18 protein-coding genes and 2 riboswitches are annotated in these 17,316 nt (G+C 70.8%); of the genes, 8 read left to right on the top strand and 10 right to left on the bottom strand.

Annotation, left to right across the window (positions count from 1 at the left end; genetic code table 11):
* Window positions 1-4: 4 nt before the first annotated feature.
* The gene (locus ACLKM7_RS00165) at window positions 5-418 is read right to left on the bottom strand and encodes a CBS domain-containing protein (protein ID WP_436444986.1); all 414 of its coding nucleotides are present in this window, start codon (window positions 416-418) and stop codon (window positions 5-7) included.
* Window positions 419-875: 457 nt separating this feature from the next.
* Between ACLKM7_RS00165 and ACLKM7_RS00160 the strand changes: the two genes are divergently transcribed.
* The 4 genes from ACLKM7_RS00160 to ACLKM7_RS00145 are packed head-to-tail and all read left to right on the top strand — an operon-like array spanning window position 876 to window position 2,754.
* Window positions 876-1,166 carry a hypothetical protein gene (locus ACLKM7_RS00160; RefSeq protein ID WP_436444985.1) on the top strand — a complete coding sequence of 97 codons (291 nt, stop codon included), beginning with the start codon at window positions 876-878 and terminating at the stop codon, window positions 1,164-1,166.
* Window positions 1,167-1,202: 36 nt separating this feature from the next.
* Window positions 1,203-2,036 (top strand): Fpg/Nei family DNA glycosylase, encoded by an 834-nt coding sequence (locus ACLKM7_RS00155; RefSeq protein ID WP_436444984.1) that lies wholly within the window; start codon window positions 1,203-1,205, stop codon window positions 2,034-2,036.
* Between the two features lie 59 nt (window positions 2,037-2,095).
* The gene (locus tag ACLKM7_RS00150) at window positions 2,096-2,218 is read left to right on the top strand and encodes a hypothetical protein (protein WP_277348797.1); all 123 of its coding nucleotides are present in this window, start codon (window positions 2,096-2,098) and stop codon (window positions 2,216-2,218) included.
* 26 nt (window positions 2,219-2,244) lie between these two features.
* A complete protein-coding gene (locus ACLKM7_RS00145; RefSeq protein WP_436444982.1) occupies window positions 2,245-2,754 on the top strand; it encodes a hypothetical protein in 510 nt (169 codons plus the stop codon).
* Here the strand turns inward: ACLKM7_RS00145 and ACLKM7_RS00140 are convergent.
* From ACLKM7_RS00140 to ACLKM7_RS00130, 3 genes are all read right to left on the bottom strand, one after another.
* A complete protein-coding gene (locus ACLKM7_RS00140; protein WP_436444981.1) occupies window positions 2,741-3,337 on the bottom strand; it encodes a carboxymuconolactone decarboxylase family protein in 597 nt (198 codons plus the stop codon). The two genes, ACLKM7_RS00145 and ACLKM7_RS00140, sit on opposite strands and share 14 nt — an antisense overlap.
* A gap of 113 nt (window positions 3,338-3,450) precedes the next feature.
* The gene (locus ACLKM7_RS00135; RefSeq protein WP_436444980.1) at window positions 3,451-4,980 is read right to left on the bottom strand and encodes a DHA2 family efflux MFS transporter permease subunit; all 1,530 of its coding nucleotides are present in this window, start codon (window positions 4,978-4,980) and stop codon (window positions 3,451-3,453) included.
* A 125-nt stretch (window positions 4,981-5,105) separates the two neighbouring features.
* A complete protein-coding gene (locus ACLKM7_RS00130) occupies window positions 5,106-5,318 on the bottom strand; it encodes a hypothetical protein (RefSeq protein ID WP_436444979.1) in 213 nt (70 codons plus the stop codon).
* A gap of 83 nt (window positions 5,319-5,401) precedes the next feature.
* Between ACLKM7_RS00130 and ACLKM7_RS00125 the strand changes: the two genes are divergently transcribed.
* A complete protein-coding gene (locus ACLKM7_RS00125; protein ID WP_436445736.1) occupies window positions 5,402-7,363 on the top strand; it encodes an ABC transporter ATP-binding protein in 1,962 nt (653 codons plus the stop codon).
* A gap of 7 nt (window positions 7,364-7,370) precedes the next feature.
* On the opposite strand, the gene ACLKM7_RS00120 is transcribed toward ACLKM7_RS00125, so the two are convergent.
* The 6 genes from ACLKM7_RS00120 to ACLKM7_RS00095 are packed head-to-tail and all read right to left on the bottom strand — an operon-like array spanning window position 7,371 to window position 14,057.
* The gene (locus ACLKM7_RS00120; protein ID WP_436444978.1) at window positions 7,371-8,348 is read right to left on the bottom strand and encodes a glycosyltransferase family 2 protein; all 978 of its coding nucleotides are present in this window, start codon (window positions 8,346-8,348) and stop codon (window positions 7,371-7,373) included.
* On the bottom strand, window positions 8,345-9,490 hold the full coding sequence (locus tag ACLKM7_RS00115; protein WP_436444977.1) for a cysteine desulfurase family protein: 1,146 nt from the start codon (window positions 9,488-9,490) through the stop codon (window positions 8,345-8,347). The genes ACLKM7_RS00120 and ACLKM7_RS00115 overlap by 4 nt, the downstream gene beginning before the upstream one ends.
* 18 nt (window positions 9,491-9,508) lie before the next feature.
* The gene (gene nadC, locus ACLKM7_RS00110; protein WP_436444976.1) at window positions 9,509-10,384 is read right to left on the bottom strand and encodes a carboxylating nicotinate-nucleotide diphosphorylase; all 876 of its coding nucleotides are present in this window, start codon (window positions 10,382-10,384) and stop codon (window positions 9,509-9,511) included.
* On the bottom strand, window positions 10,378-11,997 hold the full coding sequence (gene nadB / locus ACLKM7_RS00105) for an L-aspartate oxidase (RefSeq protein WP_436444975.1): 1,620 nt from the start codon (window positions 11,995-11,997) through the stop codon (window positions 10,378-10,380). Before nadB ends, nadC begins: the two co-directional genes overlap by 7 nt.
* Entirely contained in the window at window positions 11,994-13,337 is a 1,344-nt protein-coding gene (nadA, locus tag ACLKM7_RS00100; protein WP_436444974.1) for a quinolinate synthase NadA, read from the bottom strand. Before nadA ends, nadB begins: the two co-directional genes overlap by 4 nt.
* Window positions 13,338-13,358: 21 nt before the next feature.
* Window positions 13,359-14,057 carry an NUDIX hydrolase gene (locus ACLKM7_RS00095; RefSeq protein WP_436445734.1) on the bottom strand — a complete coding sequence of 233 codons (699 nt, stop codon included), beginning with the start codon at window positions 14,055-14,057 and terminating at the stop codon, window positions 13,359-13,361.
* A gap of 161 nt (window positions 14,058-14,218) precedes the next feature.
* Between ACLKM7_RS00095 and ACLKM7_RS00090 the strand changes: the two genes are divergently transcribed.
* The 3 genes from ACLKM7_RS00090 (at window position 14,219) to gcvH (ending at window position 17,263) form a co-directional block, all read left to right on the top strand.
* Entirely contained in the window at window positions 14,219-15,391 is a 1,173-nt protein-coding gene (locus ACLKM7_RS00090; protein ID WP_436444973.1) for a MarP family serine protease, read from the top strand.
* A gap of 42 nt (window positions 15,392-15,433) precedes the next feature.
* Window positions 15,434-15,531: riboswitch (glycine riboswitch) on the top strand.
* Window position 15,532: 1 nt separating this feature from the next.
* Window positions 15,533-15,627, top strand: a riboswitch (glycine riboswitch).
* Window positions 15,628-15,671: 44 nt separating this feature from the next.
* A complete protein-coding gene (locus ACLKM7_RS00085; protein ID WP_436444972.1) occupies window positions 15,672-16,883 on the top strand; it encodes a glycine cleavage system aminomethyltransferase GcvT in 1,212 nt (403 codons plus the stop codon).
* Window positions 16,880-17,263, top strand: a complete 384-nt coding sequence (gene gcvH / locus ACLKM7_RS00080; protein ID WP_436444971.1) for a glycine cleavage system protein GcvH — start codon at window positions 16,880-16,882, stop codon at window positions 17,261-17,263. Before ACLKM7_RS00085 ends, gcvH begins: the two co-directional genes overlap by 4 nt.
* The last annotated feature ends 53 nt before the right edge of the window (window positions 17,264-17,316 follow it).

The following is a 17,316-nucleotide window of genomic DNA, read 5'->3' as shown; positions in this document are numbered from 1 at the left end:
GGGGTCACTCCGAGATCTCGGCGACCGTCTCGCCGGTGTCCTCCGCCGAGAGCGCGAGCGCGATATCGGCCTGGCTGATGATGCCGACGAGGTCGTGTCCGTCGATGACGGGCAGGCGTCGCACCTGGTGGCGCTTCATGGTGTCCAGCGCCTCGGAGATGTCGTCGTCGGCGCCGATCGTGATCGGCTTGCCCTCGCCGAGCGCACCGGCGTTGGTGGTCGCGGGATCGCCTCCCTGAGCAAGGCATTTCACCACGATGTCCCGGTCGGTGAGCATGCCCTTCAGCCGCTTGTCCTCTCCGCAGATCGGCAGGGCGCCGACATCCAGGGACGCCATCAGACGTGCCGCCTCGACCAGGGTCTCGTTCTCGCCCACGCAGCGCGGGTCGGGCGTCATGATGTCACGGGCGACGGTCATGGTGTGCTCCTCTCGGTTCGGCGCTGCCGGCGCGACCCGTGCGGACGGTCGCTCCGGCACTGTTCGCCACCGACGCTACGGACGCGTGAGGCACCCAGCGCAGGGGGTTGACACCCCGTTCCGGCGAGCGTAGCGAGGACACCGACGGGGGAAATGCACGACGCCCACCGGAGCTATCCCGGGCGGGGTCGATGTGTCAAGCCCCTGGCCCCGGGACCGACGACGGCGCATCCTTCTTTTCAGGAGGTTCGCCATGGCCCACGCCTCGAGTGGTCGACGCACCGTCGCACCGACCGAACACGAACGGGACGCCGCGCGCACCGCCGACCCGGACCGGGGAACCGACCGCGCAGCGGCGAGTGAGCGGCCGCCCGAAGCGGCCGAGCGACGGCGCTTCGAGCGGGCGCGGCCCATTCCGGCAGACCGCCACGAGTAGTCGTGCGCACAGGAGGAAGACATGCACCGTGACGACGTCCATCAACTCGCGCTCGTGCCGCTGGCCGAGCGTTCGTGGCGGCTCTGCGACCGCAGCGTGGCGCGCAGCGACGCCGCCAGCGTCGTCGCCTACGTCGAACTGGTCGAGAGCGGCATGTACGAAGTCGTCTGGGTCTCGATCGGTTTCGGCGTGGCCCGTTACCCGTCGCTCGAGGGGATGTTCCGCGCCGCGGTCCAGATGGTCGAGCGCTCCCGCGGAGCCGGAGCCCTCAAGCCGGAGCCGATCCCGCATCGTCCGCCCGCGCACGCCTGACGGGGCGGTGTCCGCAGCCGGTGGCAGGATGGGCGCATGCCAGAGTCACCCGAGGTCGATGCGCTCGCCGGATTCCTCGACGCTGCCGCATCGGGCCGGCGGATCGAGGCGGTGGACGTGCTCGAGTTCCGCATCGTCAAGACGCGAGACTCCCCGCCCTCGACGCTGATCGGTCGCACGATCACCGGTGCTGCGCGCCACGGCAAGCACATCGAGCTGAAGGTCGGCGATGACAGTCTCGTCGTGTCGCTCGGGCGGCACGGCTGGATCCGCTGGGTCGAGGGTGAGCGGGACGCTGTCGACACCGACCCGCATCAGCCCCCGGCGCTGGCGACGTTCGAGCTGTCGGGCGATGCGGCCATGCAGATGACGGATGCCGGCACCTGGGTCTCGCTCGGACTCTTCGTCGTCGGCGATCCGGCCCACGTGCCGGCGATCGCGAAGCTCGGGCCCGATCCCGTCGACCCCGGATTCTCGCGGGCGGCGTTCGACGCCGCGCTCGGCGGTCGCCGCAAGCAGATCAAGGCGATCCTGCAGGAGCAGGAATCGCTCGCGGGGATCGGCAACGCGTACTCAGACGAGATCTTGCATGCCGCCAAGATCTCGCCGGTCGCCCACGCCGCCGCCCTCGGTGACGAAGAGCGACAGCGGCTCTTCGAGGCGACCGTCGCCGTTCTGCGGGGAGCGATCGACGCCCGTCGTGGCATCCCGATCGATCAGCTGAAGGCCGCCAAGGTCGCCGCGATGCGGGTGCACGGTCGCACGGGCGAGGCGTGTCCGGTATGCGGCGGCACGGTGCGCGACTTCACCTTCTCGGGCGCCTCGGCGCAGTACTGTCCGACGTGTCAGACCGGGGACGCGCCGCTCTGAGATCGGTGTCTCAGTGACGGGCGCGGCCACGTCGCCGTGGCGCGGGTAGCATGGTCGCCATGACGACGTCGCAGCTCCCGTCCCCGGTCACCCTTCAGCCCGTGCCGGACGACAAGAATCTTCTCACCGTGGTCGAGTCGTCGGACTCCTGCTGCGGTGGCGGCAGCTGCAGCATCGGCTGACGCGCCCCACCGCGGAACCCACGGCCGTGACCGACGAGCAGCTGCGGGTGACCCCGCGACTGGCCCGTGTCCTCATGTCGGAAGAGGCCGTCTACGGACTCATCCTCGTATCGGGGATGATCGTCGTCAGCGGCTCCATCGTCGGCACGTCGGCCAACGCCCTCATCACGACAGCCGTCACCGTGGTGGTCTTCTTCATCGCGCACGTCTACGCGGGCACACTGGGACGCCTGGCGATGACCGACGGCAAGGCCGGGCTCGGCGAGAGCCTGCTCGCGTCCGCACGCCATTCGCTCGGGCTGCTGGTCGCGTCCGTGCCGCCTCTGCTGATCCTGCTGCTCGGCACGACGGACCTCATCGACGACACGCTGGCCATCTGGCTCGCGCTGATCGTCAACACCGTCATGCTGGGTGCACTCGGATGGATCGCCGTCGCGGCGTGGAGCACCCATTGGGCCTCACGGCTGCTGGGCGGTGTCATCACGGCGGCGTTCGGCGGCATCCTGATCGCGCTGAAGGCGATCATTCACCACTGACGTCGCGCTTGAGCGACGCCGACCGCAGCGCCGACGACAGCTCGGCGCTGAGCCCCGGGACCTCGTCGATCGGAACCGCCAGCGCCAGCAGCGCGCGGCTGAAGTAGTTGCGAGCGGCGGCCGCGAGGGTGATATCGACGATGTGACGATCGGTGAAGCCGGCGTCGCGCAGGCGCAGCGTGTCGGCGTCCGTCATGTTCCCGGGCGCGACCGACAGCTTCTCGGCGAACGCGACGACGGCCGCGTCCGGTTCGTCCAGTCCTTCGGCGGTGCCTGTGCGTGCGAAACGCTCCAACTGGTCCTCGTCCAGGACGCCGGCGCGCAGGGACTTGCGCGCATGGGCGAGGAGGCAGTGCGGCGATCCGATCGCCCGTGCCGCGGCGAGTGTCGCCAACTCGTACGTGCGCACGCCGATCGAGGGCACGATCGCGCGCACGAGAGCCACGAACGCCTCGTGTGCCTCGGGATTCACGGCCATCGCGCGGGTGTACGCGAACACGAACCCGTCCGCGCGGAGGTCTTCGTCATACATCTCGGCGGCGTGACCGGCCGCTTCGTCGACGGCGGGTGTGGTGACGATCATCGGAACCTCCGGTCGGGCGCGGGGTGGGGCATCCAGAATGACGGATGCCCCACCCCTGCGTCGAGGGGTGGGGCATCCGTTCCGGCATGTCCTTCTGCCGGGTCGGCCGGCGGTCAGTGCGCGGCCAGTGCTCCCATCGGCTGGTCGGCCGGCTTGCGGATCAGGAACGCGCCCACCAGAAGCGGCAGCGCCAGGATCGCGGCCACGAGGAATGCCGCCTGCGTCCCCGCCGCTTCGGCCGCGATCTCGCCCGCACCGCCCGCGGCGGCACCGGCGGTCGCCGCCGCCATGACACCGAACATGAGCGCGATGCCCGCAGCGCCGGCCACTTGCTGGACCGTGCCCAGGATCGCCGAGCCGTACGAGTAGAACCGCGGCTGCAGCGAGCCGAGTGACGCGGTGAACAGGGGCGTGAACGACAGCGCGAGACCGAACGACAGGATCGTCTGCGCGACGGCGATCAGCGGGACCGGCGTCTGGGTCGAGAACGTCGTGTAGGACCACAGCATCGCCGTGGTGATGACGGCGCCCGGCACCAGCAGGACCGTCGTGCCCCAGCGGTCGTAGATGCGGCCGATCACGGGACCGGCGAGCCCCATCGCCAGCGCGCCGGGAAGGACGACCAGCCCGGTGACGAGCGGGTCGACTTCGAGAACGCGCTGCAGGTACAGCGGAACGACAGTGATGGCGCCGAAGAACGCCATCGACATGATGGCCATCTGGGCGATCGAGAGCGAGAAGTTCGCCGACCGGAAGACCCGCAGATCGAGCAGCGCGTCGTCCTTCCGCTGCAGGAGCACCTGACGCCAGCCGAAGAGGCCGAGCGAGATGACCCCGACGGTGAGCGCCACGACGAGTGTCGTGTTCGAGGTGGCCGTCGCGGCCGCGGCCTCGGCGCTTGTCCCGTGACCGCCTCCGCCGAGCTGGCTGAGTCCGAACACGACACCGCCGAACCCGAGGGCCGACAGGATCACCGAGAGCACGTCGATCGGGGCGCGCGTGGTCTCGCCCAGGTTGTGGATCCACCGGGCGCCGACGACGAGTGCCACGACGGCGATCGGCAGGACCACGCCGAAGATCCAGCGCCATTCGAAGGCGTTCAGCAACGCACCGGCAAGCGTCGGGCCGATGGCCGGAGCCAGCGACATCACGATGCTGACGCGGCCCATCATCCGGCCGCGGATCGCCGCGGGCACGACGGTCATGAGCGTGGTCATGAGGAGCGGCATCATGATCGCGGTGCCCGACGCCTGCACGATGCGGGCGACCAGCAGCACCGGGAAGCCCGGCGCGAGGAACGCGATGAGCGTGCCGGCGGAGAACAAGCCCATCGCGGCGACAAACATCGTGCGGGTGGTGAAACGGCGCAGCAGGAAGCCGGTGATCGGGATGACCACCGCCATCGTCAGCATGAACGCCGTCGTCAGCCACTGCGCGGCGAGCGCGGTGATGCCGAGGTCATCGATGAGGTGCGGGATGGCGACGCCCATCGTCGTCTCGTTGAGGATGGCGACGAACGCGGCTGCCAGCAGCAGCCAGATGACACGGCTCTCTTCACGTCCCAGTGTCGGGACGGTCGCCGCGGCGGCGGGATTCACGGCTGGCATGCTGCCCGTTCCGGGGGTGGTGTCGATGGCGGCCATAGGTCGTCTCCTCGGGGCTCGGATGGACAGCAAAACGCCACCCGAGGATGGCAAGCCTCCACCATAACGACGACCACCGACATCGCATTCCCGATCTCGGGAAACGGATCCTGAAATCCGGCGGATCAGCCCTCGAGCGTCTCGTCCTCGGCCGGCTCGTCCCACTTCTCGGAGCCGATCGCGTCGGTCGCGTGCGGCGTGGGCTCGCGCTCTTCGACGTTCTTCGGCAGCGGGTTGACGACCTCTTCGTGCGGGATCGCCTGCAGGGCGTCGATCTCTTTGCGCAGTTCGGCGAGGTCGCTGCCGTCGTGCTCGGGGCTGCCGGACGTCGAGGTCATGGCGCAAGCCTAGCGCCGCGGCATCCGGATCCGTCAGTCCCGCCGCCGCGTCCGGGGGCCTCATTAGGCTGGCATGCGTGAGCATGCGCGGCGGAGGCGGAGGAGGTGGCGGCGGCCATCCCGGATTCCGCCCCGTCGACAACGATGCGCAACGACGGTTGAATGCCGAGGCGCCCAAGATCCCGAACCTCGGGCGGCGCGTGGTCGCACTGTTCCGTCCCTACCTGTGGTCGATCGTCATCACGGGGGTGCTTGTCGTGGTGGGCGCCGGCATCGCCGTGATCCCGCCACTGCTGGTGCAGCGCATCTTCGACGACGCGCTCTTCCCCGTAGACGGCGGAGCCCCCGACATCCCGTTGCTGTGGCGGCTCGTGGGCCTCATGATCGGACTCTTCCTTCTCTCGGCCGCCTTGGGCGTGGTGCAGACGTGGCTCACCTCCACGGTCGGCAACCGCGTCACCGGCGACCTGCGAGTGAAGCTGTTCGATCATCTCCAGGCGATGGAGCTCGGATTCTTCACGCGCACCAAGACCGGCGTCATCCAGTCGCGCCTGCAGAACGACGTGGGCGGCGTGTCGGGCGTGCTCACGAACACCGTGACGAGCATCCTCGGAAACACCGTCACGGTCGTGGCGTCGCTGGTCGCGATGATCCTGATCGACTGGCGGCTCACGATCATCGCCGTGGTCCTCATGCCGATCCTGGTGATCGTGCAGCGGCGCGTCGGTCAGGTTCGTGCCCGCATCGCGGGCGAGACGCAGGAGTCGCTGTCGGAGCTGACCGCGATCACGCAGGAGACCCTCAGCGTCTCGGGCATCCTGCTGTCGAAATCCTTCAACCGGCAGCGCACCGAGTCGGCTCGCTACGCCGACGAGAACCGCAACCAGGTCCGGCTGCAGGTGCGCCGCGCGATGAGCGGGCAGGGGTTCTTCGCGGTCGTGCAGGTGCTGATGTCGAGCGTCCCCGCGGTGATCTACCTCGTGTCGGGCTACTTCATCGTCGGCGGCACCGACGCCATCACCGCCGGAACCGTCGTGGCGTTCACGACGGTGCAGGCGCGCCTGCTCATGCCGCTCATGGGGCTGATGCGGGTCTCGCTCGACCTGCAGACATCGGCGGCGCTCTTCGCCCGCATCTTCGAGTACCTCGATCTGGTCCCCGCGATCCGCGACGACCCGCACGCGATCTCGGTGGACGACGCGCCCGGCCCGATCGGGCGCATCGAGTTCCGCGACGTGGTCTTCCGGTATCCGGATGCCTCCGCCGATGCGCGCCCGACGCTCAGCGGCGTCTCCTTCGTGGCCGAGCCCGGGCAGCACGTCGCGTTCGTCGGTCCGTCCGGGGCCGGCAAGACCACGGTGCTGTACCTGACGCCGCGGATGTACGAGGCCTCCGACGGCGCCGTCCTGTTCGCGGGGGAGGACGTGCGGCGCCTGCGCCAGGAATCGATCATCGACCATGTCGGCATCGTGTCGCAGGAGACATACCTGTTCCACGCCACGATCCGCGAGAACCTGCGGTATGCGAGGCCGGATGCGACGGATGCCGAACTCGAGGCCGCGTGCCGGGCGGCGAACATCCACCACGTCATCGAGCGGTTCGAGAACGGCTACGACACGGTCGTCGGCGAGCGCGGCTACCGCTTGTCGGGCGGAGAGAAGCAGCGGATCGCGATCGCACGTGTGCTGCTGAAGGACCCTCCGGTCCTGCTGCTGGACGAGGCGACGTCGGCGCTCGACACCGTCTCGGAGCGCGTCGTGCAGGAGGCGCTCGACGCGGCGGCGCGCGGGCGCACCACGCTGTCGATCGCGCACCGGCTGTCGACCGTGATCGCCGCCGACGTCATCCACGTCGTCGAGGCGGGGCGCATCGTGGAGTCCGGCACGCACGCTTCGCTGCTTGCGGCAGGAGGGCTCTACGCCGAACTCGCCGCTCAGCAGCTGGCGACGACCCGCGTGCTCGACACCGAGCTCGACATCGCCGAGTCCGTGCCGCCGGCCGACCTCGCCGAGCGCCGCGCCGACGCCGCGCCCGACGTCCGCTGAGCGCAGGTCACCACAGGCGCGCCGCGGCCAGAGCGGTCGCCACGGGCTCGGCCGGCGCATCGCCGTCGGCTCTGTCCCACAACCCGCGCACGAATGTACCGAGCGCCCGCCGGTAGGCGTCGTCGGGGTGGTTCATCGCGAGCGCGACGAGCGGCGGCACGTCCATCGCGAGCACGAGCCGGATCCGGGCGGCCGCCGCGCGCGCCTGGCCGGCGGCATCCAGCACGGCGATGCCCCCTGCGAGCGCCTCGAGGTAGTCGCGCAGCACGGGCAGCTCGTCCTTGTGCTGGGTGATCGATGATCCGTCGGCCCGCTCGCGCCAGTGCACGATGACGTCGGGGATGACATCGAACGCGCGTGCACGGGTGTACATCTGCTGGGCGACGATCTGGTCTTCGTACATCTTCCCGACCGGGAAGTGCAGGTCCGCGCGCCGCCAGAAGTCTGTGCGGCTCACCTTCGACCAGGCGACGATGTTGCCGGATGCCTCGGGGTGGGCCTCGAGCGTGATGCCCGATCGAGCCGGGTCCGTGGCGGCCGCGACCCACGGCTGCACGACGCCCGCGGCATATCCGCCCGTGGCGTCCGGTCGCAGTCTCACGTAGGCACCGAGCGCGAAGTCGCTGCCGCTCGCGGCCAGGGTCGCGACGAGCCGGTCCAGAGCCTGAGGGGTGTAGAGATCGTCGGCGTCGAGGAACGCGACGAACGGCGTGCGTACGCGCTCGAGCCCCGTGTTGCGTGCGGCGCCGAGCCCCTGCCGTTCGCGATGATGAACGGCCTCGAAGCGCGCATCGGCGGCCGCGGCGGCGTCGAAGATCGCGCCGGTGGCGTCCGACGAGGCGTCGTCGACGAGGACGGCGGTCCACTGGCTCAAGCTCTGCGCGCGGAGCGAGTCGAGTGCCTCGCCCGCGTACTCCGCGACATCGAAACCGGGCACGACGACGGTCACGAGCGGCGCGGTCGGGGAGGGACTCGGCGAGGTCACGGGCCCGATTGTACGGCCGTGACGGATGCCGCGACCGCGTCGGCGACGGCATCGAGCGGCTCGCGCAGCGAGTGCGGGAACGTGAGGCGCACCGCTGTCTGCGCGACGGCGGGTGTCACCCCCATCGCCACGAGCACGTGCGAGGGGTCGTCGCTCCCCGCGGCGCACGCGGAGCCGCTCGACGAGACGACGCCGCGCCGTTCGAGCTCGAGGAGGACGGCCTCCCCGCTCGTGCCTGCGAACGTGAAGCTCGCGGTGCCCGGCAGGCGATGGACGGGATCACCGGTGACGGCGGCCGCCGGCACCGTGGCAAGGACGCGTGCGATGAAGCGGTCGCGGATCGCCGAGACGCGGGCGGATGCCTCGGCTCTTTCGCCCTCGGCGAGTTCGAGCGCCGTCGCGAAGCCGACCGCACCGGCGACGTCTTCGGTGCCGCTGCGTCGTCCGCGCTCCTGACCACCGCCGTGGAGGAGCGGTTCGAGTGGAATCCGTCCCCGCACGGCGAGCACGCCGGTGCCCTTGGGGGCGCCGAGCTTGTGGCCGGCGAGCGAGATGGCGTCGAATCCGAGCTCGGCGGCCGACAGCGGCAGCCATCCCGCCGCTTGCACCCCGTCGACGTGGAACGGCACGCCGTGCTCGCGCGCGGTCGCGGCGAGGGCTGCGGCGTCCTGGATCGTTCCGACCTCGTTGTTCGCGTAGCCGATGCTCACGAGTGCCGTGTCGCCGGTCACGGCGCGGGCGAGCGCGTCCGGATCGACCCGTCCGTACTCGTCGACGGGAAGGCGCGTCACCGCGAAGCCGTGGAGGCGCTCGAGGTAGGACGCGGATTCGAGGATGGACTCGTGCTCGATCGGCGTCGTCACGAGGTGGCGTTTGCCGCGGGATTGCCACGCGCCCAGCCCGATGCCCTTGACCGCGAGGTTGTTCGCCTCGGTGCCGCCCGACGTGAAGACGACATCGCCGGTCCGCATGCCCAGGACGCGTGCGACCCGCGCGCGGGCATCGGCCAGGGCATCCGCGGCCGCCTCGCCCACGGTGTGGTGGCTCGACGGATTGCCGAACCAGCGCGTGAGGTAAGGCATCATCGCGTCGAGCACTTCGGGTCGCACCGGCGTGGTGGCCGCGTTGTCGAGATACAGCATGCTGGTCGCCCCGCGGCCTCAGGGAGCGTCGATGCGCACGTCGAGGCCGAGATCGAGCGCGGGCGCCGAATGGGTCAGCGCGCCGACCGAGATGACGTCGACCCCGGTCTCGGCGATGGCCCGCACCGTCTCGAGCGAGACGCCACCCGACGCCTCGACCGTGGCACGGCCGGCCACCTGCGCGACGCCGGCGCGCAGCTCGTCGAGCGTGAAGTTGTCGAGCATGATCGTGCCGATGCCGGCGGCGAGGACCGGTTCGATCTGGTCCAGGCGATCGACCTCCACCTCGAGATGCGTCGTGTGGGGCAGGCGGTCCTTGGCGGCTTGCAGAGCAGCCGTGATCGTGGCGCCCCATGCCTCAGGCTCGGCGCGCCGCGCGAGCACGGCGAGGTGGTTGTCTTTGGCCATGACGGCATCCGACAGCGAATGGCGGTGGTTGCGTCCGCCGCCGTCGCGCACGGCCTTGCGTTCGAACGCGCGCAGACCCGGCGTCGTCTTGCGCGTGTCGGTGATGCGCGCATGCGTGTGGGCGACTTCGGCCACGTAGCGGCCGGTGAGAGTCGCGACGCCCGACATGCGCTGCAGGAAGTTCAGGCCGATGCGCTCGGCCGTCAGCACGCCCCGCGCCGGACCCGTCACGACTGCGAGCACGGCGCCCGGCTCGAACCACTCGCCGTCCTCGACGACGAGCTGCACGTCGATGGCGGGGTCGGTCAGGCGGAAGGCGGCGGCGAAGACGTCGCCACCGCTGAGGACCCCGGCCTCGCGCGCGACGAGGTCGGCCCGGGCGCGGGCGTTCTCGGGGATGAGGTACTCGCTCGTGAGGTCGCCCCAGGGTGCGTCCTCATCGAGGGCGGCGGCGACGATGCGGTCGATGGTGGCACGGTTCAGCACGCGAGGGCCTCCTGTCGGGCCGCGGCGGGCTCGGCCTGGCCGGCGTCGCTGCGGAAATGCGCGCCGACGGATTCCCGCCGGGCAAGGGCTGCCGCGACGAGGTGCTCGGCGACCAGCAGCAGGTTCTCGTCCTCGAAGTCGCGCTCCGAATGGACGGCGCGCGACTGCGCCCGCCAGCCGGCGATGACGGATGCGGCGTGCCCGAGGCCTCGCTCATCCCGCACGAGTCCCGCGTGCTCCCACATGAGCTCCTGCAGCGCTCGCCGCGAGAACTCCTCGCCACCTGCAGGTTCACCTGCCGTGGATGTACGCGAAACGGGCGCTCGGTCGTACATGGAGGGCAAGTGAACCGGCGCGGGGGAGAGCGAGGGCCAGGCGCCGGATGCCGCATCGCCGGCGATCGCGTCGCCGGCGCGTGCGCCGAACACGGCGCCCTCGAGCAGCGAGTTGGAGGCCAGCCGATTCGCGCCGTGCACGCCGGTGCGGGCGACCTCGCCCACGGCGTACAGCCCCGGCAGGGTGGTGCGCCCCACGAGGTCGGTCACGACACCGCCCATCAGGTAGTGGGCCGCGGGCGTCACGGGGATCGGCTCGCGCGCCCAGTCCAGTCCACGCTCGCGCACGGCGCGGTCGATGGTGGGGAAGCGCCGGGCGAGGAAGGCGGCGCGGGCCGCGGCATCCGTCGCTCCCAGCGACGTCGCGTCGAGGAACACCGGGCGTCCGTCCTGAGCCTCCATCCGGCGCGCGATCGCACGGGCGACGACGTCGCGCGGCGCCAGCTCGCCGTCGGGGTGCGCGTCGAGCGCGAATCGGCGCCCTTGCTCATCGAGGAGCGTCGCACCTTCCCCTCGAACCGCCTCCGACACCAGGAACGACTCCCCGGCCGCCAATACCGTCGGGTGGAATTGGAAGAACTCGAGGTCGGCCACGGCCGCGCCGGCGCCGATGGCGGCGGCTATGCCGTCGCCGGTGGCGACGACGGGGTTCGTCGAGTGCGCGTAGAGTTCGCCGGCGCCGCCGGTCGCGAGCACCACCGCGTCGGCCTCGACCACCCGGCGCGTGCCTACCGTGTCGGCGGTCTCGCCGACGAGGAGGTCGACGCCGCGCAGGCGCTGCTGCGCGACCACGAGGCCGACGAGGAACGCATGCTCGATGACGGCCACATCGCTGGCGCGAAGCCGGGCGACCAGTGCCTTCTCGATCGCGGTGCCGGTGGCATCCCCTCCGGCGTGCAGGATGCGCGGGTAGGAGTGGGCCGCCTCGAGCCCCTTGACGAAGGCGCCCTCGCCGTCGCGGTCGAAGGCCACGCCGAGCGCCACCAGCTCGCGGATGCGCGCGGGGCCCTCGTCGACCAGCACCTGCACGGCGGCGGCGTCGCTGAGGCCCGCTCCGGCGACGAGCGTGTCGCGGACGTGGTCGTCGGTCCGGTCGTCGGCGAACATGACCCCGGCGATCCCGCCCTGGGCGAAGCGCGTGTTGGCGTGGTCCAGCACGTCCTTCGTCACGAGCGTCACCCGGCAGCCGTGCTCGACGGCGTGCAGCGCGGTGAGGAGTCCGGCGATGCCCGAACCGACGATGACGGCGTGCGGGGATGCCGCGGGAGCCGGCGTCATGATGCCTTCTCGACGCGCCCGGCCGGCGGCTTGGCCGCCAGCATCCGCTCCAGCGCCACGCGCGCCGGCGTGGCGACGTCGGCCGAGACCGTGATGCGATTGACCACGCGGCCCTCGACGAGCCCCTCGAGCACCCATGCGAGGTATCCGGGGTGGATGCGGTACATCGTCGAGCACGGGCACACGACCGGGTCGAGGCAGAAGATCTCGTGCTGCGGGTGCTGGGCGGCCAGGCGCTGCACGAGGTTGACCTCGGTGCCGATCGCGAAGGTGGTCGGCTCGGTGGCGCCTTCGATCGCCTTGCGGATGTAGTCGGTCGACCCGGCCTCGTCGGCCGCGTCGACGACCTCCATCGGGCACTCCGGGTGCACGATGACGCGCACGCCCGGGTGCTCCGCCCGTGCCGCCTCGATCTGGTCGACGGTGAACCTGCGGTGCACCGAGCAGAAGCCGTGCCACAGGATCACGCGGGCGTCCTCGAGGGTCGGGACGGATGCTCCGCCCAGCGGCCTGCGCGGATTCCACATCGGCATCTGCTCGAGCGGCACGCCCATCGCCTTGGCGGTGTTGCGGCCGAGATGCTGATCGGGGAAGAACAGCACCCGACGCCCGCGCGCGAACGCCCACTCCAGCACGGTGCGGGCGTTGGAGGAGGTGCACACGATGCCGCCGTGGCGCCCGACGAAGCCCTTGATCGCCGCCGAGGAGTTCATGTAGGTCACCGGGATCACCGGCACGAGCCCGTCCGCGTCGACGGTGTCCATGTCGCCGTAGACCTCGGCGAGCTGTTCCCAGCATTCCTCGACCTGATCGATGTCGGCCATGTCTGCCATCGAGCAGCCGGCGGCGAGGTTCGGCAGGATCACGGCCTGCTCGGGACGCGAGAGCAGGTCGGCCGTCTCGGCCATGAAGTGCACTCCGCAGAAGACGATCGCTTCAGCGTCGGGATGCTCCAGCGCCGCGTTCGCGAGCTGGAACGAGTCGCCGACGTAGTCGGCGTGGCGCACGACCTCTTCGCGCTGGTAGAAGTGACCCAGCACCACGACGCGCTCGCCGAGCGTCGCCTTGGCCGCACGGATGCGCGCGTCGAGCTCGTCCTCCGACGCCTCGCGATACTCGCGCGGCAGCTCGCCCTGCCGAGGGGACCCGGTCGGGATGACGTCGCCCATGGATGACCCGGGGCCGTAGCCGGGCCGCGTGTCGAAGTCCCACGGTCCGACCGCGAGGTCGGTGCTGCAGGTTTCGGCGGTCGACGCCCCCGCGACGATCGCCTGGATCGCGTGGTCGACCGATGCGTCGGCCGATTCCGGGTGGGTGAGGGTGATGTTGACGGCGGGCATGACGGTGCTCCGTTCGGGTCGTCAGTCGCGGGCGCCGAGGGGGCCGCGTTCGGCCAGCTCGACGTCCTGGTTGTAGCGGTACAGCCGCGCGGGCCGGTGGCTTCCGGTGCGGAAGCGGTCGGTGGGGATGAGGTTGCCGGAGTTCTCGACCTGCCGGCGGAAGTTCGCCGGGTCGAGGCGACGGCCGAGGATCGTCTCGTACACCTCGCGCAGCTCTGCCAGCGTGAACTCGTCGGCGAGGAGCCCGTGCGCGATGCGGCTGTAGCCGACCTTGTTGCGCAGCCGCCACAGTGCGTAGTCGACGATCTCGTTGTGGTCGAACGCGAGTTCGGGGAGCGCGGCGGCGTCGAACCACGAGACGTTCTCGACGGCGTCGACGATCTCGTCGGGACGGATGAGCGCCCAGTACACGATCGAGACGACGCGCGTGGGGGAGCGGTCGACCGCTCCGAAGGCGTACAGCTGCTCGAGGTAGCTCGGAGCCAGCCCGGTGGTCTCGGCGAGGGTGCGGGATGCCGCCGCCCCGAGATCCTCTGTGACGTCGAGCCAGCCGCCGGGAAGTGCCCACTGACCCTCGTGGGGGTCGCGCGTGCGGCGCACGAGCGGAAGCGCGACCGCCGCGGCATCGCTGCCGGCAAGGCGCCGCAGGGTGAAGATCACCGTCGACACCGCGACGCGGGTGGCGTCGTCGGCGACGGTGGGGATCGTCTGTGCGGGCATGAGCACCGTTCTGGTCATAGTGACTCTAACTCCTTACTCCGATCATAGTGTCACGTTGACCAGAACTCAAAACGTGTGACAGCGGATGCCGGCGGCCGCCGTCGCGGCGCCCTCTCAGGCTGCGTGCGTAGCCTGGCCGGACGACCCCGGAAGGAGTGCGCGTGATCGTCGTCGACGTGCTGATCGTGCTGCTGCTGATCGCCGCCCTCGCCGCCGGCATCCGACGCGGATTCTTCGCGAGCATCGGCACACTCGCCGGACTCGCGGCCGGGGCCTTCGCGGCGTACTGGCTGACGCCGCTCGTCAGCACATGGGTGGCCTCGCCCGCGTGGCGCGGCCCGGCCGTGCTCGCCACGGCGCTCGGACTGGTCGCCCTCGGGGCGGTCCTCGGTGCCGCGGTGGGAGCAGCCCTGCGCTCGGGAGCCGACCGGCTGAAACTCCGCGGTGTCGAGCGCTTCCTCGGTGGCATCGCCTCCCTCGTCGCGGCGGCGCTGGCCCTGGCTCTCGTCGCACCCGCGATCGCGGTCGCCGGCGTGCCCGTGGTGTCGTCGGCCGTCGCGTCGTCGCAGGTGCTGCGCGGCATCGAGGCGCTCACGCCCGACCCGGTCGACGCCGCGCTCGCGCAGCTGCGCGGCGCCGTCATCGACGACGGACTGCCGCAACTCGGCAGCCTGCTCGGCCCGGCGTCGGCCGAACCCGCTCCGCCGGTCGAGCTGGACGATCCCGAACTGGCCCGTGCCGCGGCATCCGTCGCCCGTGTCTCGGGCACCGCGTATGCGTGCGGACGGGGACTGACCGGCAGCGGATTCGTCGTCGCCGAGGACCGGGTCGTCACCAACGCGCACGTGCTCGCGGGGGTCGACACGCCGGTTGTCGAGCTGCCCGGCGTCCCGGCACGCGAAGGGCGCATCGTCTACTTCGATGCGATCGACGATCTGGCCGTCATCGCGATCGACGACCTGGGCGTCGCGCCGCTGCCGTTCTCGCAGACGTTGGCACCGGGGACGGCCGCCGTCGTGCAGGGGTATCCGCACGGCGGTCCCTTCACGATGGAGCCCGCAGGCGTGCTCTCGACGGGCACTGTCCCGGTTCCCGATATCTACGACGAGAGCTGGAACCCGCGCGACATCTACGCGCTGCAGGCCGCGGTCCGCCCGGGCAACTCGGGAGGTCCGCTGCTGACCGGAGACGGGGCGCTCGCGGGCGTCGTGTTCGCGCGCGGCGAGAACGATCCCGACCTCGGGTACGCCATGACGATGACCGAGCTCACGCCGGTCGCCGCGCAGGCGCCGTCGCTGTCGGACCGCGTGTCATCCGGAAACTGCGTGGGATGACGCGTCGGAGGCTATGCTGACTGCGCAAGTCAATAACGGCCAACGACCCGCGCGGGAGAGCCTCGGCAGCATCATCGCCGAGCACCGAAGGAGCAAGCCTCCCCGCCAATCTCTCAGGTACCGCGTACCGCTCGGGTGAGGCCGACTCTGGAAAGCGATTCACTGCGAATCCGCCGACGGTGAAACCCGGGTGCTGCATCCGGCGAAACTCTCAGGCCCATGACAGAGGGGGAGTTCACGGACGTCGCCAGGCGTCCGCCCGCCCATCCCGGGAGAACTCATGACCGCATCCGCCCCACCCCCGCGCACCACGGTGCTGCACGACCGCCACGGAGCGCTGGGCGCCTCCTTCACCGACTTCGGCGGCTGGCTCATGCCGGTCCGCTACACCTCCGACCTCGCCGAGCACCACGCCGTGCGCTCCGCCGCGGGCCTGTTCGACATCTCGCACATGGCCGAGTTCCTCGTGACCGGGGCGGACGCGGGGGCGTTCCTGGACTACGCGCTCGCCGGGCGGATCTCGGCGATGCGCGACGGCAAGGCGAAGTACTCCCTGGTCCTGGCGGAGTCCGGCGGCATCGTCGACGACGTCATCGTGTACCGGATCGCCGCGGACCGATTCCTCGTGATCGCGAATGCCGGCAATCGTGACGCCGTCGCGACCGCGTTCGCCGAGCGCGTCGACCGCGCGCCGGTCGCCGCCACGTTCCTGCGGGAACCGCCCGCGGTCACGGGAACCGGATACTTTGCGCATATCGACGGCGTGTCGGGGGTCGCAACCGTCGAGGACGTCACCGACCAGGTGGCGCTCATCGCCGTGCAGGGCCCGGCGGCCCTCCCCGTCGTCGAGGCGACGACGGGGATCGCCGACGTCTGGCCGGCCTTCGCCGATCTGGGCTACTACGCATGGGCTGCCGGGACGTTCGAGGGCGAACCGTTGTTCGTCGCCCGCACCGGCTACACGGGCGAGGACGGGTTCGAGCTGCTCGTGCAGAACCGGGTCGCCGTTGCGTTGTGGGACGCACTTCTCGCAGCGGGCCAACCCCACGGTCTCGTGCCGGCCGGCCTCGCCGCCCGTGACACTCTGCGTCTGGAGGCCGGGATGCCGCTCTACGGCCACGAGCTGTCGCTCGACATCGTGCCGGCCCAGGCGGGCCTCGGCCGTGCCGTCGCCGTCGACAAGGCCGACTTCGCCGGCAAGGACGGGCTGGCCTCCGTCCTTACGCCGGATGCGCCCGTGCTCGTCGGACTCGAGGCCGAGGGTCGGCGTGCCGGACGTGCCGGCTACGCCGTGCTCGACGCGGCGGACGCCGAGACGCCGATCGGCGAGATCACGAGCGGAGCGCTGAGCCCGACCCTGGGGCATCCGATCGCCATGGCCTTCGTCCCGCCGGCGCTCGCCGAACCCGGCACCGCCCTTTTCATCGACGTGCGGGGTACCCGCATCCCCGCCACCGTCACCACCCTGCCCTTCTACCGGAGGAACTCATGACCGACCTCAACAGCCTTAAGTACACCGACGAGCACGAGTGGGTCGCACTCGACGGCGACATCGCGACGGTCGGCATCACCGACTACGCCGCAGACAAGCTCGGCGACGTCGTGTTCGTCGAGCTGCCCGCCACAGGCTCCACCGTCACCGCTGCCACGGTCGTGGGCGAGATCGAGTCGACGAAATCGGTCGGCGAGCTCTACGCCCCACTCACCGGGGTCGTCGTCGAGGCCAACGACGCCGTCGTCGACGACCCGTCGCTGGTCAACTCCGACCCGTTCGGCGAGGGCTGGCTGGTCAGGCTCCGGGTCGATGCAACCGACGTCGCCGAGCTGCTGGATCGCGACGCGTACGTCGCCTTCACGGGCGGCGACCAGTGACGGGAGGGTTCGCGCAGCGGCATATCGGAACGGATGCGGCCGCCCAGGGCATC

The sequence above is a fragment of the Microbacterium sp. I2 genome (assembly GCF_051364985.1).
Lineage (GTDB): Bacteria > Actinomycetota > Actinomycetes > Actinomycetales > Microbacteriaceae > Microbacterium.
Note: the sequence above shows the minus strand (reverse complement) of the source record. Positions and strands in the feature narration are given on the sequence as shown.